General features: G+C 53.8%; 16 protein-coding genes. 10 read left to right on the top strand and 6 right to left on the bottom strand.

What is annotated here, in order from left to right; translation table 11 throughout:
* Positions 1–208 precede the first annotated feature (208 nt).
* The 4 genes from yjbE (at position 209) to GA0061070_RS14580 (ending at position 3,982) form a co-directional block, all read left to right on the top strand.
* Positions 209–451, top strand: a complete 243-nt coding sequence (gene yjbE, locus GA0061070_RS14595; RefSeq protein WP_090136802.1) for an exopolysaccharide production protein YjbE — start codon at positions 209–211, stop codon at positions 449–451.
* A 65-nt stretch (positions 452–516) separates the two neighbouring features.
* Entirely contained in the window at positions 517–1,155 is a 639-nt protein-coding gene (locus GA0061070_RS14590) for a YjbF family lipoprotein (RefSeq protein ID WP_090136801.1), read from the top strand.
* Entirely contained in the window at positions 1,152–1,889 is a 738-nt protein-coding gene (locus GA0061070_RS14585; protein WP_090136800.1) for a capsule biosynthesis GfcC family protein, read from the top strand. Before GA0061070_RS14590 ends, GA0061070_RS14585 begins: the two co-directional genes overlap by 4 nt.
* A gap of 2 nt (positions 1,890–1,891) precedes the next feature.
* Positions 1,892–3,982, top strand: coding sequence for a YjbH domain-containing protein (locus GA0061070_RS14580; RefSeq protein WP_090136799.1), 2,091 nt, complete (start codon positions 1,892–1,894; stop codon positions 3,980–3,982).
* 34 nt (positions 3,983–4,016) lie between these two features.
* Here the strand turns inward: GA0061070_RS14580 and GA0061070_RS14575 are convergent, their stop codons facing one another.
* Both GA0061070_RS14575 and GA0061070_RS14570 read right to left on the bottom strand, forming a co-directional pair.
* On the bottom strand, positions 4,017–4,478 hold the full coding sequence (locus GA0061070_RS14575) for an acyltransferase (protein WP_090136798.1): 462 nt from the start codon (positions 4,476–4,478) through the stop codon (positions 4,017–4,019).
* A gap of 10 nt (positions 4,479–4,488) precedes the next feature.
* Positions 4,489–4,998, bottom strand: a complete 510-nt coding sequence (locus GA0061070_RS14570) for a GNAT family N-acetyltransferase (protein WP_090136797.1) — start codon at positions 4,996–4,998, stop codon at positions 4,489–4,491.
* A 138-nt stretch (positions 4,999–5,136) separates the two neighbouring features.
* Between GA0061070_RS14570 and psiE the strand changes: the two genes are divergently transcribed.
* Entirely contained in the window at positions 5,137–5,547 is a 411-nt protein-coding gene (gene psiE, locus GA0061070_RS14565; protein WP_090136796.1) for a phosphate-starvation-inducible protein PsiE, read from the top strand.
* Positions 5,548–5,749: 202 nt separating this feature from the next.
* Here the strand turns inward: psiE and malG are convergent, their stop codons facing one another.
* The 3 genes from malG to malE form a co-directional block, all read right to left on the bottom strand.
* Entirely contained in the window at positions 5,750–6,640 is an 891-nt protein-coding gene (malG, locus tag GA0061070_RS14560; protein ID WP_090136795.1) for a maltose ABC transporter permease MalG, read from the bottom strand.
* Positions 6,641–6,653: 13 nt separating this feature from the next.
* Positions 6,654–8,198 carry a maltose ABC transporter permease MalF gene (malF, locus tag GA0061070_RS14555; RefSeq protein ID WP_090136794.1) on the bottom strand — a complete coding sequence of 515 codons (1,545 nt, stop codon included), beginning with the start codon at positions 8,196–8,198 and terminating at the stop codon, positions 6,654–6,656.
* 188 nt (positions 8,199–8,386) lie between these two features.
* A complete protein-coding gene (gene malE, locus GA0061070_RS14550; protein ID WP_090136793.1) occupies positions 8,387–9,577 on the bottom strand; it encodes a maltose/maltodextrin ABC transporter substrate-binding protein MalE in 1,191 nt (396 codons plus the stop codon).
* Positions 9,578–9,947: 370 nt separating this feature from the next.
* Here malE and malK point away from each other — a divergent pair, with 370 nt between their 5' ends.
* The 5 genes from malK to ubiA all read left to right on the top strand — a co-directional run bounded on the left by malK (position 9,948) and on the right by ubiA (position 15,101).
* Positions 9,948–11,057 carry a maltose/maltodextrin ABC transporter ATP-binding protein MalK gene (gene malK / locus GA0061070_RS14540; RefSeq protein ID WP_090136791.1) on the top strand — a complete coding sequence of 370 codons (1,110 nt, stop codon included), beginning with the start codon at positions 9,948–9,950 and terminating at the stop codon, positions 11,055–11,057.
* 76 nt (positions 11,058–11,133) lie between these two features.
* Complete coding sequence (locus GA0061070_RS14535; RefSeq protein ID WP_090136790.1) at positions 11,134–12,480, top strand: maltoporin; 1,347 nt, start codon at positions 11,134–11,136, stop codon at positions 12,478–12,480.
* Between the two features lie 112 nt (positions 12,481–12,592).
* A complete protein-coding gene (gene malM, locus GA0061070_RS14530; RefSeq protein ID WP_090136789.1) occupies positions 12,593–13,540 on the top strand; it encodes a maltose operon protein MalM in 948 nt (315 codons plus the stop codon).
* A gap of 181 nt (positions 13,541–13,721) precedes the next feature.
* Complete coding sequence (gene ubiC, locus GA0061070_RS14525; protein ID WP_090136788.1) at positions 13,722–14,219, top strand: chorismate lyase; 498 nt, start codon at positions 13,722–13,724, stop codon at positions 14,217–14,219.
* A 12-nt stretch (positions 14,220–14,231) separates the two neighbouring features.
* Positions 14,232–15,101 carry a 4-hydroxybenzoate octaprenyltransferase gene (gene ubiA / locus GA0061070_RS14520; protein ID WP_090136787.1) on the top strand — a complete coding sequence of 290 codons (870 nt, stop codon included), beginning with the start codon at positions 14,232–14,234 and terminating at the stop codon, positions 15,099–15,101.
* 104 nt (positions 15,102–15,205) lie between these two features.
* On the opposite strand, the gene plsB is transcribed toward ubiA, so the two are convergent.
* Complete coding sequence (gene plsB, locus GA0061070_RS14515; RefSeq protein ID WP_090136786.1) at positions 15,206–17,629, bottom strand: glycerol-3-phosphate 1-O-acyltransferase PlsB; 2,424 nt, start codon at positions 17,627–17,629, stop codon at positions 15,206–15,208.
* Between the last annotated feature and the right edge of the window lie 70 nt (positions 17,630–17,699).

Genomic DNA, 17,699 nt, shown 5'->3' with positions numbered 1-17,699 from the left:
TTGTTTTAATCCCCTGTGATTATTTAATTATTTGAATTAAATGAGATTTTTTTGTAATTGTTTTCTCGTGTGTACCTTATTTTCCAATCCTCCGAAAATATTCTCTGCTATTTCCCGTTACGTAATTGATCTGCTTTAGTTGTGTATACTCGATATCGCCTGAGTTTTTTCAGGCAAATCTCCATTCATTCAATGAAGGGAAATTGATATGAAAAAAGTCCTGTATGGCATTCTTGCCATATCCGCGCTTGCGGCGACGTCTGCTTTTGCTGCACCGGTACAAATCGGTGAAGCGGCAGGGTCGGCAGCGACCTCTGTGTCGGCAGGTAGTTCTGCTGCGACGAGCGTCAGCACCGTAGGGTCTGCGGTGGGTGTCGCGCTGGCGGCAACCGGTGGCGGTGATGGCTCCAACACTGGAACCACGACCACCACGACCACAAGTACTCAGTAATCACGAGTACATTAACTCTAACCACACTTCGGTGTGGTTATTTCCGCCCCTCTCGGAGAAGAGTCGTGAAGCGACCTGGTATTATTTTAATTTGCCTGCTGCTTCAGGCATGTTCTGGCCAAATCAAAGGCCTGGGAAATTCACTGTGGGATAGCGTTTTTGGCGTGCCAGGCGTGCAACTGACAGATGAAGAAATTCTCAACATGCCCTATGCCAGCCAATACATGCAGCTTAACAACGGCCCGCAATTGTTTGTGGTGCTCGCTTTCGACGAAAACGGTCAGCAGAAATGGGTAACGCAGGATCAGGCGACCATCGTGACGCAGAATTATCGCATCGTAAAAACACAGCTCGGCGGCGATAACCTGATTGAAGTGAATAACCTGGCGTCCGATCCACTGGCAAAACCGAATCAAATCATTGATGGTGCAAGCTGGACGCGCACTATAGGTTGGACGGAGCACAAACAGGTGCGCTATGCCACTGCGCGCTCCGTCTTCCACTGGAACGGCACTGACACCGTCAAGCTGGCGAATGATGTCACTGCGGTGCGTATTCTCGACGAGGATGTTACCACGGACAATAAAAGCTGGCGCAACCGCTTCTGGGTGGATAACGCCGGGGTAATCAGGCAGTCGGAGCAGTATCTGGGCGCAGACTGGTTCCCGGTGAAGACCACACTGATTAAGGCGGCTAAACAATGACGATGCGCACTTTTCTTCTGTTATTAGCCAGCCTCGCTTCTCCGCTCGCGCTGGCCGACGGGACAGTGAATATCTACGTAGCTGGCGACGGCAAACCGAAAACGTTATCCCACGCCACGCATTTGAGCGATTTGGTCGGTCAACCTCTGCTTGCACAGAGCTGGTGGCCTGGGGCCGTAGTCAGTGAACGTCACGCTACGCAGGCGGAGCAGGCTCGGCATCAGGTGTTGTTAACGCGCCTGAGCACGCTTGCTGCTGACGAAAGCGGTGACACTGCTGCCGCGATCAATTCACTGCGCCAGCAGTTGCAGGCGGTGAAGGTGACTGGCAGGCAGATAATCAATCTGGATCCGGATTACGTTCGTACGCATCGGCTGGCGAATCGTCCGCTGGAGGGTGAATACTCGCTATGGGTGGGGCCACCACCGGCCACGATTACCGTGGTGGGGCTGGTTAGCAGCCCAGGGAAAAAACCGTTTACACCTGGCAGGGATGTGGTGAGTTACCTGGATGAGATGAGCCTGCTCCGCGGCGCGGAACGCAGCTATGCGTGGGTGATTTATCCCACCGGTCAGACACAAAAAGTGCCGGTTGCTTACTGGAACCGCCGCCACGTAGAGCCGATGCCCGGCAGCGTGATTTTCGTTGGCTTCGCACCGGGATTGTGGAGCAACGAATATGACGAACTGAATGCCGACATCCTTCAGTCCCTGACGCATCGGATACCGGAATAATAATGAAAAAATCGTTTGTAATAAGCCTGTTGGCGCTGGGAATTAGCGCGGCCTGTCACGCAGAATCTTATCCTGATCCGATAGGGCCATCCCAGTCGGACTTTGGCGGCGTGGGATTGCTGCAAACACCGACCGCACGCATGTCGCGTGAAGGCGAACTGAGTTTTAACTACCGCGATAACGATCAGTACCGTTTCTATTCTGGCTCGATACAGCTTTTCCCGTGGCTGGAAACGACGCTACGTTATACCGACGTGCGCACACGCAAATATAGCTCGGTGGAGTCTTTCTCCGGCAATCAGACCTACAAAGATAAAGCCTTCGATGTGAAACTGCGCCTGTGGCAGGAAGGTTACTGGCTACCGGAAGTCTCTCTTGGCGCGCGGGATATTGGCGGTACAGGGTTGTTTGACGGCGAATATCTGGTCGCCAGTAAAGCCTGGGGGCCGTTCGATTTCTCCCTCGGTATTGGTTGGGGGTATTTGGGCACCAGCGGCAATATCAAAAACCCACTTTGCTCTTATGACGAGAAATATTGTACGCGCGATACCAGCTATAAACAGGCGGGCTCTACCGATACCAGCCAGATGTTCCGCGGCCCGACAGCGCTGTTTGGCGGCGTTGAATATCAGACTCCCTGGAACCCGCTGCGTTTAAAACTGGAGTATGAAGGTAACAACTATCAGCAGGATTATGCCGGGAAACTGCCGCAGCGCAGCAAGGTGAACGTTGGCGCGATTTACCGCATTACCGACTGGGCCGACATCAACCTGAGCTATGAGCGCGGCAATACCTGGATGTTTGGTTTTACCCTGCGCAACAATTTCAACGAGTTACGTCCCGCATACAGCGATGCGCCGCGGCCGAAGTATCAACCGCAGCCGCAGGACGCGATCCTGCAACATGCGGTGGTGGCTAATCAGCTTACCCTGTTGAAATATAACGCTGGTTTTGCCGACCCGCAGATCCAGGTGAAAGGCGATACACTCTACGTGACCGGGCAGCAGGTGAAATACCGTAACACCCAGGAAGGGATTGAGCGGGCAAACCGTATCATTATGAATGACTTGCCGGATGGCATTCGTACTATTCGCGTGACGGAAAATAGCCTTAATATGCCAATCGTCACCACCGAAACGGATGTTGCCAGCCTGAAGCGCCATCTAGAAGGGGAACCGCTGGGGCAGGATACAGAGCTGGTGCAGAAACGAGTCACGCCGATTGTGCCGGACAGCACCGAGCAGGGCTGGTATATCGATAAATCGTCATTCGATTTCCATATCGATCCGGTGTTGAACCAGTCTTTCGGCGGCCCGGAAAGCTTCTACATGTATCAGCTTGGTGTGATGGCAACCGCCGACTGGTGGTGGACCGATCATTTACTGACCACCGGCAGCCTGTTCGCCAACGTGGCCAACAACTACGATAAATTCAGCTATACCTCCAGTGATTCAGCATTACCGCGTGTGCGTACCCGCGTGCGTGAATATGTGCAAAATGACTACTACGTCAACAACCTGCAAGCGAACTACCTGCACTACCTGGGGAATAATTTCTATGGTCAGGTGTATGCCGGTTATCTGGAAACCATGTTTGGCGGCGCGGGTGCAGAAGTGCTGTGGCGCCCGGTCGACAGCCACTGGGCGTTCGGTATTGATGGCAACTACGTGAAACAGCGCGACTGGCGTAGCCCGCAGGACATGATGAAGTTCACCAATTACAGCGTGAAAACCGGCCACTTCACCGCATACTGGACGCCGTGGTTCGCCGACGATGTGCTGATTAAAGCGAGCGTCGGGCAGTATCTGGCAGGGGATAAAGGCGTCACGCTGGATATCTCGAAACACTTTGATAGCGGCGTTGTCATTGGCGCGTATGCCACGAAGACCAACGTTTCGGCGGCGCAGTACGGGGAAGGGCAATTCACCAAAGGGGTGTATGTCTCTGTACCGTTGGATCTGTTCACGACCAGCCCGACCCGCAGCCGTGCAGCCGTTGGCTGGACACCGTTGACGCGTGATGGCGGCCAGAAACTGGGCCGTAAGTTTGAGCTTTATGATATGACCAACGATAAGACGATCAACTTCCAGTAATCCTTCGCCCTCTCTCCGCCGGAGAGAGGGCTTCTCACAGCCGCCGCAGCAGCCGCGCCGGATTTCCCGCATAAACCCCTTTCTCGTGCAACGATTTTGTCACCACGCTACCCGCGCCGATAACGCAACCATCGCAAATGGTGACGGCCAGGATTGTGGCACCGCTACCGACAGAAACATCATTGCCAATCACAATGTGTCCCCAACTTTCGCGATCGGGGTTGGGCTTGCCGTCGCGGAACATGTCGTTAGCGAACATCACGCCGTGGCCGATAAAACAACGCTCACCGAGAGTCACATATTCGCAGATGAAACTGTGCGACTCAATTTTGCTGCCCTGGCCAATTCGCGTATGCCCCTGAATTTCCACAAATGGGCCAACAAATACATTGTCACTGAGAATGCAGTCATACAGATTACTGGGTTCATAAATCACCACGTTCTCTCCGCAGGTCACGTTGCGGATGGCGGACTGGCGTACGGTAGCGGTAGACATGCTGACTCCTTTAGAGCGGTTTACAGAGAATATGCAGCGTACTTTGCTGAGAAGGAGTACTAAATAAGGTCTCTTTCAGGTGTGTGAATCCCTGGCGTCGATAAAAGCGATGGGCGTTGGGATTCGCATCAAGTACCTCCAGCCAGAGCACGGTTTCGCCACGGCTTTTCGCTACGCGTGCGATCTCCGTAAGCAGTGTTTCACCGTAGCCAAGGCCAGTCTTGCCCGGCAGAAAATAGAGTTTATGCAGCAGTGTTCCCACCGGACCATGATCATCGACGGCACGATGCCAGGAGACTTTGGCAAAACCAACCGGCGAGGGATCGCTGGCGATGAACCAGCAACTTCTCTCATCCTGTAAACTCTGTTGCAGCGTTGGCACGGCATACTCTTGTCGAAGGAAATCCTGTAATTCGCTCTGCTCGCGCCACAGATGAGCAAAGTGGTGCATATAGCTGGCAAATCCCATTTCGCTGATTAACGCCGCGTCGTCCACAGAGGCTTTACGCATTGTAAGCATGCTCTTTTTTCCTCTTGCATGAAAACAGCTAACCAGACATGTCACCACGCGGTGTCACAAAAGATAAGTAAATAATGTAGATCCAGATCACATTTTTACGTTATATAGGAGTTTCCCCACAGAAAATGAGGTGATGTTATGGCGTCGCTAACTCGTCCACGCGCTGAGTTTGTTGCTACTATTTTGCAGACCGTACTGAACCTGGGTCTGCTGAGCCTGGGGCTGATCCTGATTGTTTTTCTGGGCAAAGAGACACTGCATCTGGCAGATGTGCTGTTTTCGCCGGAACAGACCAGCAAGTATGAGCTGGTGGAAGGGCTGGTTGTCTACTTCCTTTACTTTGAATTTATCGCACTGATTGTGAAGTACTTTCAGTCCGGTTTCCATTTCCCGTTGCGCTACTTTATCTATATCGGCATCACCGCGATCGTGCGGTTGATTATCATCGATCATCAGTCACCGATGGATGTTCTGATCTACTCTGCGGCGATCCTGCTGTTGGTGATCACCCTGTGGTTATGTAACTCCAACCGGCTAAAGCGTGAATAAAAAAAGGCGGCCTTTTGGGCCGCCAACGACTTCACAAGTAAAGTTGAGGGTGCAGTGGCAACGCCCGTCATCTTGCGGGTGATAGCTGTGTTGGCTTCCTTTACTCACCCCAGTCACTTACTTCAGTAAGCTCCTGGGGATTCGTGCAGTCGCCGCCTTGCTCTAACCCGAAATACTTAGGGCACAATAACAACGATGAAAGTTAACCTTTTACTCCGCCTGCGGTCAGGCCGTTTACCAGCCAGCGCTGCGCCAGCAGGAACACCAGTGTAATAGGAATGGCGGAGAGCACCGCCGCAGCGGCAAAATCGCCCCACAGATAGTTTTGTGGGTTGAGGTATTGCTGCATGCCGACCGCCAGTGTGTAGCTGTTGACATCGCGCAGCAGCAGCGACGCCACCGGAACTTCGGTGATGGCCGCAATAAACGACAGAATAAAGACTACCGCCAGGATTGGCACTGACAGCGGCAACAGCACCAGGCGAAACGCCTGCCACGGTGTGGCCCCATCCAGCGCAGCGGCTTCTTCCAGCGAGCTATCGATGGTTTCGAAATAGCCCTTGATCGTCCACACATGTAGCGCAATCCCGCCAAGGTAAGCAAAGATCACCCCACCGTGTGTGTTCAGACCGATAAACGGCACGTACTGTCCCAGACGATCAAACAACGCATATAGCGCAACCAGCGACAACACCGCCGGGAACATCTGGAAAATTAACATCCCTTTCAGCAGCGTCGCTTTACCGGGAAAGCGCATACGGGCAAATGCGTATGCGCAGGTGGTGGAGAGCGCGACAATGCCCGCGGCAGTGATGGCGGCGATTTTCACCGAGTTCCACAGCCACAACAGCACCGGGAACGGCGGCGGAGTGATGCGTCCGTCAGCGTGCTCGACACTAAAGCCCAGCGCCAGCCGCCAGTGTTCCCAGGAGATGTTATCCGGGATCAGACTGCCGGTGGCGAAGTTACCCTCACGCAGCGAAATGGCGACCACCATCAGCAGCGGGAACATGATGGCGGCAATAAATACCAGCAGTAACGCATGGGTGATAAACAGCCGCAGCTTCTGCGATTTTGCCTGCACCATAGCCATAATGTTGTCCTCCTTAATCAAATTTCATGCGCGTGGCTTTCAGGTTGATGATAGCCAGCGCGCCTACCAGCAGGAAAATCAGCGTGGCAATAGCGGCTGCAAGCCCAAAGTCCTGACCGCCGCCGCCTTCAAAGGCGATGCGGTAGGTGTAGCTCACCAGCAGGTCGGTATAACCCGCCGGGGTGGTGGTGCCGATGCGATCCGGCCCGCCGTTGGTCAGTAACTGGATCAGCACGAAGTTATTAAAGTTAAAGGCAAAGCTGGCGATCATCAGCGGTGTCAGCGGTTTGATCAGCAGCGGGAAAGTGATGCGGAAAAAGTTCTGCAACGGTCCGGCGCCATCCATTGCCGAGGCTTCATACAGATCGTCCGGGATCGCTTTCAGCAGACCCATGCAAAGGATCATCATGTAGGGATAGCCAAGCCAGGTGTTAACGATCACGATCATCGTGCGGGCAGTAGTCGGATCGCTGAACCAGGCCGGTTTAATGCCGAACAGCGCGCTCAGCATCATATTGATCTCACCGAAGCTCTGGTTAAACAGCCCTTTGAAGATCAGGATCGAGATAAACGACGGCACCGCGTAAGGCAGAATCAGCAGCACGCGGTAAATCGCTTTGCCTTTCAGCGACTCCCACTGTACGACGCAGGCCAGCACCATGCCGACGGCGACGGTAAGTACGACGGTCAGCACGGAGAAGATCACCGTCCAGATAAAGATCTCGATAAACGGTTTCTGGATACCTTCATCGGTAAAGACGCGGGTGAAGTTATCCCAGCCGATGGTCACTGTATAGCCCGGGCTGAGTTTTTCGCTGCCCCAGCTACCGTCAGTATTAATCACCTGGTAGAAACCGATGCCATTATTTGGCCGATACTTAGCACCGCTCTGATTGTTGGTCAGCGTACCATCCTGCGCGAGCTGGTAGAGCGGGCGCGTGCCGGAGAACTGGCGCAGCGAGCTCATGACCACTTTGCTTTCATCCGGCAGTATAGCGGTTAGCTGGTTTAACGCCTGACGATGTTGCGTAATGATGCGCAGGTTGGCGCGCTCGCCAGCGGGCAATGTGTCCGCTTCTTTTAATTTCAGTTGCTGTTCGCCGCCGGGTTTAAAGGCATCGGAAACGTAATTTTTACCGCTGTCGCCATCGGTGAGCGCCAGCCGCCACTCGTCACCCGCCGGATAAAGCCCGAAATTATATGCTTTTCCCGCCTGGAAGGAGCGATCGAGCAGCACCTGCTGCGCGCGTTCCTGTGTTAACTGGTTGGTACTGCTGTAGTTAGTAAAGGCGATGGCGATCGTACAAATCAGCGGGAACAGGACGAACAGCCCCATCCCGGCCATACCCGGATAGACATAGCGCCAGGCGTAGGTTTTACGGTTGGCGAAAATATAAAGGCCCGCCGAACTGAGCACGAGCGTGGTAATGGCGAAAAGGTATTCCCCCTGGGCATACATCATAACGACAAGGTATGCCACCAGCAGCCCGATCAGGGCAATGACGGTCCAGGCAAGCTGTGGGCTTTGCCACCAATGGCGCTTCTTTACAACATCCATGGGGATTTCCTCTCTACGCAGCACTCTTCACGCTGCCTCTTCGTTGGCTGCGGTTGCGCACCCCAGCCACTTACTTTTGTAAGCGACTGGGGGATACAACCTTGCCGCCGCGATGCCGCGCGAATAATGCCGTGTATACAACTGTCCAGATTGCCTTATCCTTTTCCGGGGATAAGGCATTCACATTTTTACTTGGTAATACGGCTCTGCGCGTCTTTCAGTGCAGCATCAACCGTCTGACGATCACTCACGGCATTGATAACGGCAGTGCGGGTGGCGTACCAGAAGGCGGCCATCTGCGGGATGTTCGGCATGATTTCACCGGTTTTTGCGTTAGCCATGGTGGCAGCAATGCGCGGATCTTTCGCTAACTCATCCTGGTACGATTTCAGTGCTACAGCACCCAGCGGTTTGTCCTTGTTAACGTCTGCCAGACCGGCATCGGTCAGCAGGTAGTTTTCCAGGAACTCTTTCGCCAGTTCTTTGTTCGGGCTGGCAGCGTTAATGCCTGCGCTCAACACGCCAACGAACGGTTTGGATGGCTTACCGTGGAAAGTTGGCAGTGGTGCTACGCCGTAATTGATCTTGCTCTTATCGATGTTGGCCCATGCCCATGGACCATTGATGGTCAGCGCAGTTTCGCCTTTGTTGAACGCCGCTTCAGCGATGGAGTAATCTGTGTCGGCATTCATGTGTTTATCTTTAATCAGCTTGACCAGGAAGCCGAGGCCCGCTTTCGCGCCTGCATTGTCAACGCCGACATCTTTCACATCATATTTGCCGTTTTCATACTTGAACGCGTAACCACCGTCGGCAGCGATCAGCGGCCAGGTGAAGTACGGTTCTTGCAGGTTAAACATCAGCGCGCTTTTACCTTTCGCTTTCAGTTGTCTATCCAGCGCCGGGATCTCTTCCCAGGTTTTCGGCGGGTTCGGTACGAGGTCTTTGTTATAAATCAGTGACAACGATTCAACGGCAATCGGGTAAGCGATTAACTTGCCGTTGTAGCGCACCGCGTCCCAGGTGAAGGGGAACAGCTTGTCCTGGAAGGCCTTGTCCGGGGTGACTTCTGCCAGCAGGCCAGATTGCGCGTAGCCGCCAAAGCGGTCGTGCGCCCAGAAGATAATGTCCGGGCCATCGCCGGTCGCGGCAACCTGCGGGAATTTCTCTTCCAGTTTGTCCGGATGTTCAACCGTCACTTTGATGCCGGTGTCTTTCTCGAATTTCTTACCCACTTCGGCAAGGCCGTTATAGCCTTTATCGCCATTGATCCAGATAACCAGCTTACCTTCTTCAATTTTAGCGAGGGCAGAGGCGGAGAACATCATCGTCGCCAGTGCGGACAATGCGAGGATGCGTGCGCCCGTTTTGATTTTCATATATCCCGTCCTATTTGGTGATGTGCTCGTGGATACGTTCAAGGTGGTCTGACGGGAATAGTCTCCTTTTTTGACAAGTGCTTCTCATCCTCCTTATCCCTACGCCCCTGGGGCGATTTGTGTGATCTGTATTGCATAGATTTTTATTATGTGTGTCAGCGCACATAAAAAAGAGCCAATTTTTGCAGGTTGCCTCACGAAAATGCCTGTCACCCTGCGATACGGGGTGCAGAGCAAACCTTCTCATCCTCCCGCCTCCTCCCCCATAAAAAACCGAAGGGTGGAGGATTCGCCCGCTGTACCGATGCCTCATAGTCAGCCCACTTTGAATGTTTCTGTTAGTGACAGGTTGTAACGAAGGGAGAAGGGCATGGCGAGCGTACAGCTTCGTAACATAACGAAAGCCTGGGGCGATGTAGTGGTCTCAAAAGAGATCAATCTCGACATTCATGAAGGCGAATTTGTGGTGTTTGTCGGCCCGTCAGGCTGTGGTAAATCGACGCTGCTGCGTATGATTGCCGGGCTGGAAACCATTACCAGCGGGGAGTTGTTTATCGGCGATACCCGCATGAATGATGTTCCCCCCGCCGAACGCGGCGTCGGGATGGTGTTTCAGTCTTATGCGCTTTATCCGCACCTGTCGGTCGCGGAAAACATGTCCTTCGGCCTGAAGTTAGCGGGTGCGAAAAAAGAGCTCATTAAATCGCGCGTCACCCAGGTGGCGGAGGTGTTGCAACTGGCGCACTTGCTGGAACGCAAACCGAAAGCGCTCTCTGGCGGTCAGCGCCAGCGCGTGGCGATTGGCCGTACGCTGGTGGCAGAACCCAGCGTTTTCTTACTTGATGAACCCCTTTCCAACCTTGATGCCGCGCTGCGCGTGCAGATGCGTATTGAGATCTCCCGTCTGCATAAACGCCTTGGCCGCACGATGATTTATGTCACCCACGATCAGGTCGAAGCGATGACGCTGGCCGACAAAATTGTGGTGCTTGACGCCGGTCGCGTGGCGCAGGTCGGGAAACCGCTGGAACTCTATCACTACCCGGCAGACCGCTTTGTTGCGGGCTTTATTGGCTCGCCAAAAATGAATTTCCTGCCAGTAAAAGTGACGGCCACTGCCATTGAACAGGTGCAGGTTGAGCTGCCTAACCGCCAGCAGGTTTGGCTACCGGTGGACAGCGCCAATGTGCAGGTCGGCGCGAATATGTCTTTGGGCATTCGCCCGGAGCATCTGCTTCCAAGCGACATCGCCGATGTCACGCTGGAAGGGGAAGTGCAGGTCGTAGAACAGCTTGGTCACGAAACACAAATTCATATCCAGATCCCCGCAATACGCCAGAACCTGGTCTACCGCCAGACTGACGTCGTGCTGGTAGAAGAGGGTGCCACATTCGCTATCGGTTTGCCGCCGGAGCGCTGCCATCTGTTCCGTGAAGATGGTACCGCCTGCCGCCGGTTACACAAAGAGCCAGGCGTTTAAGCGTACCCCAAAAAAACTTACACCGACCCTCCCTGGGCCAGGTGTAAACAGAAAAGCAATGATCTCAGGAGATAGAATGATGATTACTCTGCGCAAACTACCCCTGGCTCTCGCCATTACCGCAGGCATTTTGTCTGCGCAGGCGGGCGCCGTCGACTTCAAAGGTTATGCGCGTTCCGGCATCGGCTGGACCGGCAGCGGCGGCGAGCAGCAATGCTTCCAGGTGACGGGTGCAGGTTCCAAATACCGTCTCGGTAACGAATGTGAAACCTATGCAGAACTGAAACTCGGTCAGGAAGTGTGGAAAGAGGGCGATAAGAGCTTCTATTTCGACACGAACGTGGCTTACTCCGTGGCTCAGCAAAATGACTGGGAAGCCACCAACCCGGCTTTCCGTGAAGCCAACGTACAGGGTAAAAACCTGATTGATGCGCTACCTGGCGCCAACATTTGGGCCGGTAAACGTTTCTATCAACGTCATGACGTACACATGATCGACTTCTATTACTGGGATATCTCCGGTCCGGGTGCTGGTCTGGAAAACGTCGATCTCGGCTTTGGTAAACTCTCTCTGGCCGCGACCCGTTCGACAGAAGCAGGCGGCTCTGCTTCCTTCGCTAGCAACAGTATTTACGATTACACCGAAAAAACTGCTAACGATGTTTTTGATATGCGTCTGGCACAGATGGCAGTCAACCCAGGCGGTACATTAGAGTTCGGGGTCGACTATGGCCGCGCCAATACTCGTGATGGTTACCATTTATATGATAATACCGAAACGAAAGACGGCTGGATGTTCACCGCTGAACACGTTCAGAGCATGCTGAAAGGCTATAACAAATTTGTCGTGCAGTACGCGACCGATGCACTGACATCACAGGGTAAAGGGTTGTCACAAGGCTCCGGTATCGGCATCGATAGCAACAGTAAACTGCCTTATAGCGCCAACAACAATGGTTCCCTGCTGCGTATCCTCGACCACGGTGCAATTTCTCTGGGTGAGAAATGGGATCTGATGTACGTCGGTATGTATCAGGACATTGACTGGGATAACCATAACGGCACCAAATGGTGGACCGTCGGTGTACGTCCAATGTACAAATGGACACCAATCATGAGTACCTTGCTGGAAGTTGGTTACGACAACGTCAAATCCCAGCGCACTAACGACACCAACAATCAGTACAAAATCACCCTCGCACAACAGTGGCAGGCAGGCGACAGCATCTGGTCTCGTCCGGCAATCCGCGTATTCGCAACTTATGCGAAATGGAATGAAAAATGGGGGTACAACACCAGCGGTAATCCGGGCACTAATGCCAACTATGGTCTGGCAACCCGCAATGGTACTGACGGCTCAAGCTTCGGTCGTGGCAAAAGCGACGAGTGGACTTTCGGCGCACAGATGGAAATCTGGTGGTAATCCACGCTTAACCTGACGTAATGACCAAAAGAGGGGCGTAAGCCCCTCTACTCCTGATAAACAGCGCGCTATTGCCTGGCCACCGCTGTTTTGCATCCTGAAGGTGATAACAATGAAAATGAAAAATAGTCTCATCGCCCTGTGTCTATCCGCGGGTTTGCTGGCGGGTGCTCCGGGTATCAGCTTTGCTGATGTGAATATCGTCCCACAGAACACTGCAGCAGCGCCGTCAATTCCGAATTCTGTACTCCAGCAACTCACATGGACTCCTGTCGATACGTCTAAAAGCCAGACGGTTCGGCTTGCAACAGGTGGGCAGCACCTGAATGTTGCGGGCATAACCGGTCCTGTTGCGGCGTTTAGCGTGCCAGCCAACATTGGTGAGCTCACACTGACGCTTTCTAGTGATGTCAATAAAAGTACAGGCGTTTTTGCGCCAAACGTGCTGGTATTTGATCAGAATATGGCGCCTGCGGCTTATTTCCCCAGTAGCTATTTTACCTACCAGGAGCCAGGGGTGTTAAATGCTGACCGACTGGAAGGGGTTATGCGCCTGACACCTGCGTTGGGCCAGCAGAAGCTTTATATCCTTGTATTCACGACCGAAAGTGATTTGCAGAAAACCACCACGCTGCTCGATCCGGCCAAAGCCTACGCTAAAGGCGTAGGTAATGCGATCCCTGATATTCCTGATCCTATTGCCCGCCATATTACCGACGGAGTTGTAAACCTGAAAGTGAAAAACAGCAGCGGTTCCAGCGTGCTGGTTGGCCCGCTGTTTGGTTCCTCTGGCCCTGGCCCGGTCACCGTGGGTAACACTGCGGCGCCGGTCTACAGCGCACAACCTGCGCCGGTAGCGGCTCCGGCTGCTGCTCCTGCGCCAGCCGCGAAAAGAGAACCAATGCTCAACGATACGGAGAGCTATTTTAACCAAGCCATCAAACAAGCTGTTGCTAAAGGTGATGTTGATAAAGCATTGAAATTATTGGATGAAGCTGAACGTCTTGGATCGAAAACCGCCCGTGCCACTTTTATCAGTAGTGTAAAAGGCAAGGGGTAAGCCATCCCCGCACTGCCGATATTTTGCAGTAACTGGTGCGTCGCCCGACGCACCCTTTTTCCGGCGCAGATGCGCGCTGTTGCGCATCTGTTGCGCTGATGAAAACCGTTTGAAGTTTCCCCGCACGAGCCTGCCTGTTCTGCGATACACTAATGCTACGTTATGTACCGGAGAGTAAGGCATGTCACACCCTGCGCTTACGCAATTGCGTGCGCTGCGCTATCTAGACGCAATACCCGAACTGGAACCGCAACTGCTGGACTGGCTGTTGCTGGAAGATTCCATGACCAAACGTTTTGAGCAACAAGGTAAAAAAGTCAGCGTCACATTGATTCAGGAAGGCTTTGTCACGGCGGACGAGATTGCGCCCGAACGCGCGCATTTACCGGAAGAAGAACGTTACTGGTTGCGGGAGATTATCCTTTGTGCAGATGGTGAACCCTGGCTTGCCGGGCGCACTGTCGTGCCAGAATCGACCCTGAGCGGCCCGGAAATGGCGCTGCAACGGCTGGGCAATACACCGCTTGGGCGATATCTCTTTACCTCTTCAACGCTTACGCGTGATTTTATTGATATTGGCCGCCACGAGCAGCTGTGGGGACGGCGTTCCCGCCTGCGTCTGGGGGGGAAACCCTTGATGCTGACAGAACTTTTTTTGCCTGCGTCGCCGCTGTACTAAGAGGAAAATAGAATGGAGTGGAGTCTCACGCAGACTAAGTTGTTAGCCTTTCACAGGCTTATGCGTACGGACAAACCGATTGGCGCATTGTTGCTGTTGTGGCCAACATTGTGGGCTTTATGGGTAGCAACGCCTGGTGTGCCGCCGTTGTGGATCTTACTGGTATTTGTTGCGGGTGTCTGGCTGATGCGCGCGGCGGGCTGCGTGGTGAATGATTACGCGGATCGCAAATTCGACGGGCATGTAAAACGCACGGCGAACCGACCACTACCCAGCGGTGCGGTCACGGAAAATGAAGCTCGGATGTTGTTTGTTGTTCTGGTGCTGCTGGCCTTTGCGCTGGTACTGACGCTGAATATGATGACCATCCTGCTTTCGGTGGCGGCGCTGGCGCTGGCGTGGGTCTATCCATTTATGAAGCGTTATACGCATCTGCCGCAGGTGGTGCTCGGCGCGGCGTTTGGTTGGTCAATTCCGATGGCGTTTGCCGCTGTAAGCGAATCTGTACCACTAAGCTGCTGGATCATGTTCTTCGCCAATATCCTGTGGGCGGTGGCCTACGATACCCAGTACGCCATGGTTGACCGTGATGATGATGTGAAGATTGGCATCAAGTCGACCGCGATTTTGTTTGGTCGCTACGACAAGCTGATTATCGGTATTTTGCAGGTTGCCGTGCTGGCACTGATGGTGTCCATTGGCTGGCTGAATGGTCTGGGTTGGGCATATTACGCTGCGGTACTGGCGGCGGGCGTGCTGTTTGTTTATCAACAGATATTGATTGCGGGGCGTGAACGCGACGCCTGTTTTAAAGCGTTTATGAACAACAATTATGTGGGGCTGGTGCTGTTTTTAGGGCTGGCTTTTAGTTACCTGCGCTGAATCTAAAAACTGCCGGATGGCGGCTGCACGTTATCCGGCCTGCGAGGTTATTCCATCCCACAGGCCGGTTAAGCGCAAACGACATCCGGCGGATACTTCCCGGCTTACCCTTCCGCTTGCGTCGCGCTTTCAATCGTCAGACGCACATCCGACGTTATCAAGTCTGCCAGCATCTGGTAAACGCCCAGCGTTCGCGTTGGGTCTGCATCGCCGCTGTCGCTGATATACCCTTCGTCACGCAGCGTTAACACCAGCGTGCTGAATACCGCTTTGTCGAAGAATTCCGGCGCGTTAATACCGTGCAATACTGACAGACGTTGCGCCAGCGTGCGGCTCTCTTTTTCCAGCGTGCTGCGGTTCATTGACGGCGTGTTGCCAAGCAGCCAGAAGGTGATGGCATAGCGCTGTAACGTCTCGCGTGCGCCAGCGGCCAGCAGTTGCAACGTCCGTGAGTGGGCCGGGTTGATGCTCAGGAGATCGTCTTTGACGGTGATTAAGCCCTGGCGCAGCAGCTCTTGCGTCAGCTTTTCCAGCACTTCCGCCAGCTCTGCTTTTTCCCAGCGCAGGAACAGCTCAGCTTTCAATAGCGGATAGAGCAGCTCAACGTGGTGCAGAATATTACTACGGGAGATGGCACGATGTTGGGTCACGATCGCTGCCATCAGCGACGGCAGCATCAGCATATGGGCGATGTTGTTGCGGTAATAAGTCATCAATACCGCCTGCTCGCGCGGCAGAATAATGATATCGCCGATGGTGTCTTTCTCGACTTCAAACTTATTCATCTGCAACGCATGGTCGATAAGCGCGTCCGCGCTGGCGGCAGGTGTTGTTGAGTCCGGTGAGTAAGGCACATTGCGCATCAGTTCGAGGTAACAACTGATTTGTTCGGTTAACTGCTCGCGCGTCAACGAACGCTGGCGCGATGCCAGCAGCGCCGTACAGCACAGGTTCATGGCGTTGGCCGCACCAGCATTATTAATGCGAACCATCAAATCGGCGGCGATATTATTCACCGTCGGCGTCAGCCATGCCGGACGAATCGCTTCAATCGGATCGATAGACTCGCGCCACTCCGGAACGTGGTGGTTCAGGTAGTTCATCAGTGGAATGGGTTCACCGAAGTTCACATAACCTTGCCCCAGATTACGCAGCTTGCTCAGCCCGCGCACCATCTGCACCAGGCTCTCTTTCTCTTTGGTTGCGCCGCGCAGCTCTTTCGCATAGGTACCGACCTCCATCACATGCTCATAACCGATATAAATCGGCACCAGCGTGATGGGGCGCGTGCCGCCGCGCAGCATCGCCTGGATGGTCATCGACAGCGTACCGGTTTTCGGATCCAGCAAACGCCCGGTACGTGAACGACCGCCCTCAACGAAATACTCGACTGAATAACCGCGGCTGAAAAGTTCGCCCAGATATTCGCGGAACACGGTGGAGTAGAGTTTGTTGCCTTTAAAAGTACGGCGAATAAAGAAGGCACCCAAGCGGCGGAAAATCGGCCCGGCGGGCCAGAAATTCAGGTTGATACCCGCGGCAATATGCGGCGGCACCAGCCCCTGGTGATAGAGCACATACGAGAGCAGCAGATAGTCCATATGGCTGCGGTGGCAGGGCACATAGACAATCTCGTGGCCGTCGTGCGCAAGCTGGCGCACACGTTCGGCGTTGTGTACGTTGATTCCCTGATAGAGACGGTTCCAGGTAAAGCCGAGGATACGGTCGGTCAGACGGATCATCTCGTACGAGAAGTTGGCGGCAATCTCTTCCATCAGCGAGATAGCGTTTTGCTGCGCTTTGTCGTGAGAGATTTTTTTGCTGCGCGCTTCGTCTTCGACCGCACGAGCTATCGCTTTAGAAGAGAGCAGCTTATTGAACAGATCCTGACGCGCCGGCAGACGCGGCCCAACGGCGGCCAGACGTTGCCGCGCGAAGTGCATACGCGCCACGCGCGCCAGTTTCTGCGCGATAATTTTATCCGTACCGTGCTCGGTCGCCATACGGCGCAGGGAGACTGGCGGCGAGAAGCGCACAAAGCTATCGCGGCCAAGCCAGGAGATAGCGAAGAATTTCTGGATGCCATTCAGCATGCGCAGTGGGGGATTAATCTCGCCTTTCTCCCGCCCAGGAGAGCGGCCAAACATCACCGATACCGGCACCATTTGCACATCCAGATCCGGATGGCTGCGGTGTAAATCCAGGTAGTCGTGGAACAGTTTGATGGACTCTTCTTTCGGCGTGTAATAGGTAAACACGCGCGGACCGCCATGAATAAACACGAAACGCGGCAACAATACGCCGTCGATTTCTATGGGGTCCAGGGGATCGGGTAGTTCGTGCGCCAGACACTGAGCGCGCAACGTCATCAAATCTGCCTTCGAGTTATAGGGCAGCACGTACATAATAGGACGTGAAGTATCGAGACCCAGTTCCTGTGCGGGTTCTGCAGGTATCGATTTACTTTTTACCAGTAAACTTAATGGTAAGTTCAGTAATTTGTAGTAAATTCGTGGCCAACCGGACATAAAAGATGAAAAGCCTCTGGTTAATAATAGTGCCATTGCGCCGCAAGAATATCAGAAAGCGCACGTAATT

Origin of the sequence: Kosakonia oryziphila, from assembly GCF_900094795.1 — a bacterium.
GTDB lineage: Bacteria > Pseudomonadota > Gammaproteobacteria > Enterobacterales > Enterobacteriaceae > Kosakonia > Kosakonia oryziphila.
The sequence above is the reverse complement of the archived record's forward strand: the minus strand, read 5'-3'. Positions and strand labels throughout refer to the sequence as shown.

What these genes read in the sequence shown, in the direction of transcription:
- malK (WP_090136791.1), top strand. Translation starts at nt 9,948, where the DNA reads ATGGCGAGCGTACAGCTTCGTAACATAACGAAAGCCTGGGGCGATGTA.
- ubiC (WP_090136788.1), top strand. Translation starts at nt 13,722, where the DNA reads ATGTCACACCCTGCGCTTACGCAATTGCGTGCGCTGCGCTATCTAGAC.
- malF (WP_090136794.1), bottom strand. Translation starts at nt 8,198, where the DNA reads ATGGATGTTGTAAAGAAGCGCCATTGGTGGCAAAGCCCACAGCTTGCC.
- GA0061070_RS14585 (WP_090136800.1), top strand. Translation starts at nt 1,152, where the DNA reads ATGACGATGCGCACTTTTCTTCTGTTATTAGCCAGCCTCGCTTCTCCG.
- malG (WP_090136795.1), bottom strand. Translation starts at nt 6,640, where the DNA reads ATGGCTATGGTGCAGGCAAAATCGCAGAAGCTGCGGCTGTTTATCACC.
- malM (WP_090136789.1), top strand. Translation starts at nt 12,593, where the DNA reads ATGAAAATGAAAAATAGTCTCATCGCCCTGTGTCTATCCGCGGGTTTG.
- GA0061070_RS14570 (WP_090136797.1), bottom strand. Translation starts at nt 4,998, where the DNA reads ATGCTTACAATGCGTAAAGCCTCTGTGGACGACGCGGCGTTAATCAGC.
- ubiA (WP_090136787.1), top strand. Translation starts at nt 14,232, where the DNA reads ATGGAGTGGAGTCTCACGCAGACTAAGTTGTTAGCCTTTCACAGGCTT.
- yjbE (WP_090136802.1), top strand. Translation starts at nt 209, where the DNA reads ATGAAAAAAGTCCTGTATGGCATTCTTGCCATATCCGCGCTTGCGGCG.
- plsB (WP_090136786.1), bottom strand. Translation starts at nt 17,629, where the DNA reads ATGTCCGGTTGGCCACGAATTTACTACAAATTACTGAACTTACCATTA.
- GA0061070_RS14535 (WP_090136790.1), top strand. Translation starts at nt 11,134, where the DNA reads ATGATGATTACTCTGCGCAAACTACCCCTGGCTCTCGCCATTACCGCA.
- GA0061070_RS14580 (WP_090136799.1), top strand. Translation starts at nt 1,892, where the DNA reads ATGAAAAAATCGTTTGTAATAAGCCTGTTGGCGCTGGGAATTAGCGCG.
- psiE (WP_090136796.1), top strand. Translation starts at nt 5,137, where the DNA reads ATGGCGTCGCTAACTCGTCCACGCGCTGAGTTTGTTGCTACTATTTTG.
- GA0061070_RS14575 (WP_090136798.1), bottom strand. Translation starts at nt 4,478, where the DNA reads ATGTCTACCGCTACCGTACGCCAGTCCGCCATCCGCAACGTGACCTGC.
- malE (WP_090136793.1), bottom strand. Translation starts at nt 9,577, where the DNA reads ATGAAAATCAAAACGGGCGCACGCATCCTCGCATTGTCCGCACTGGCG.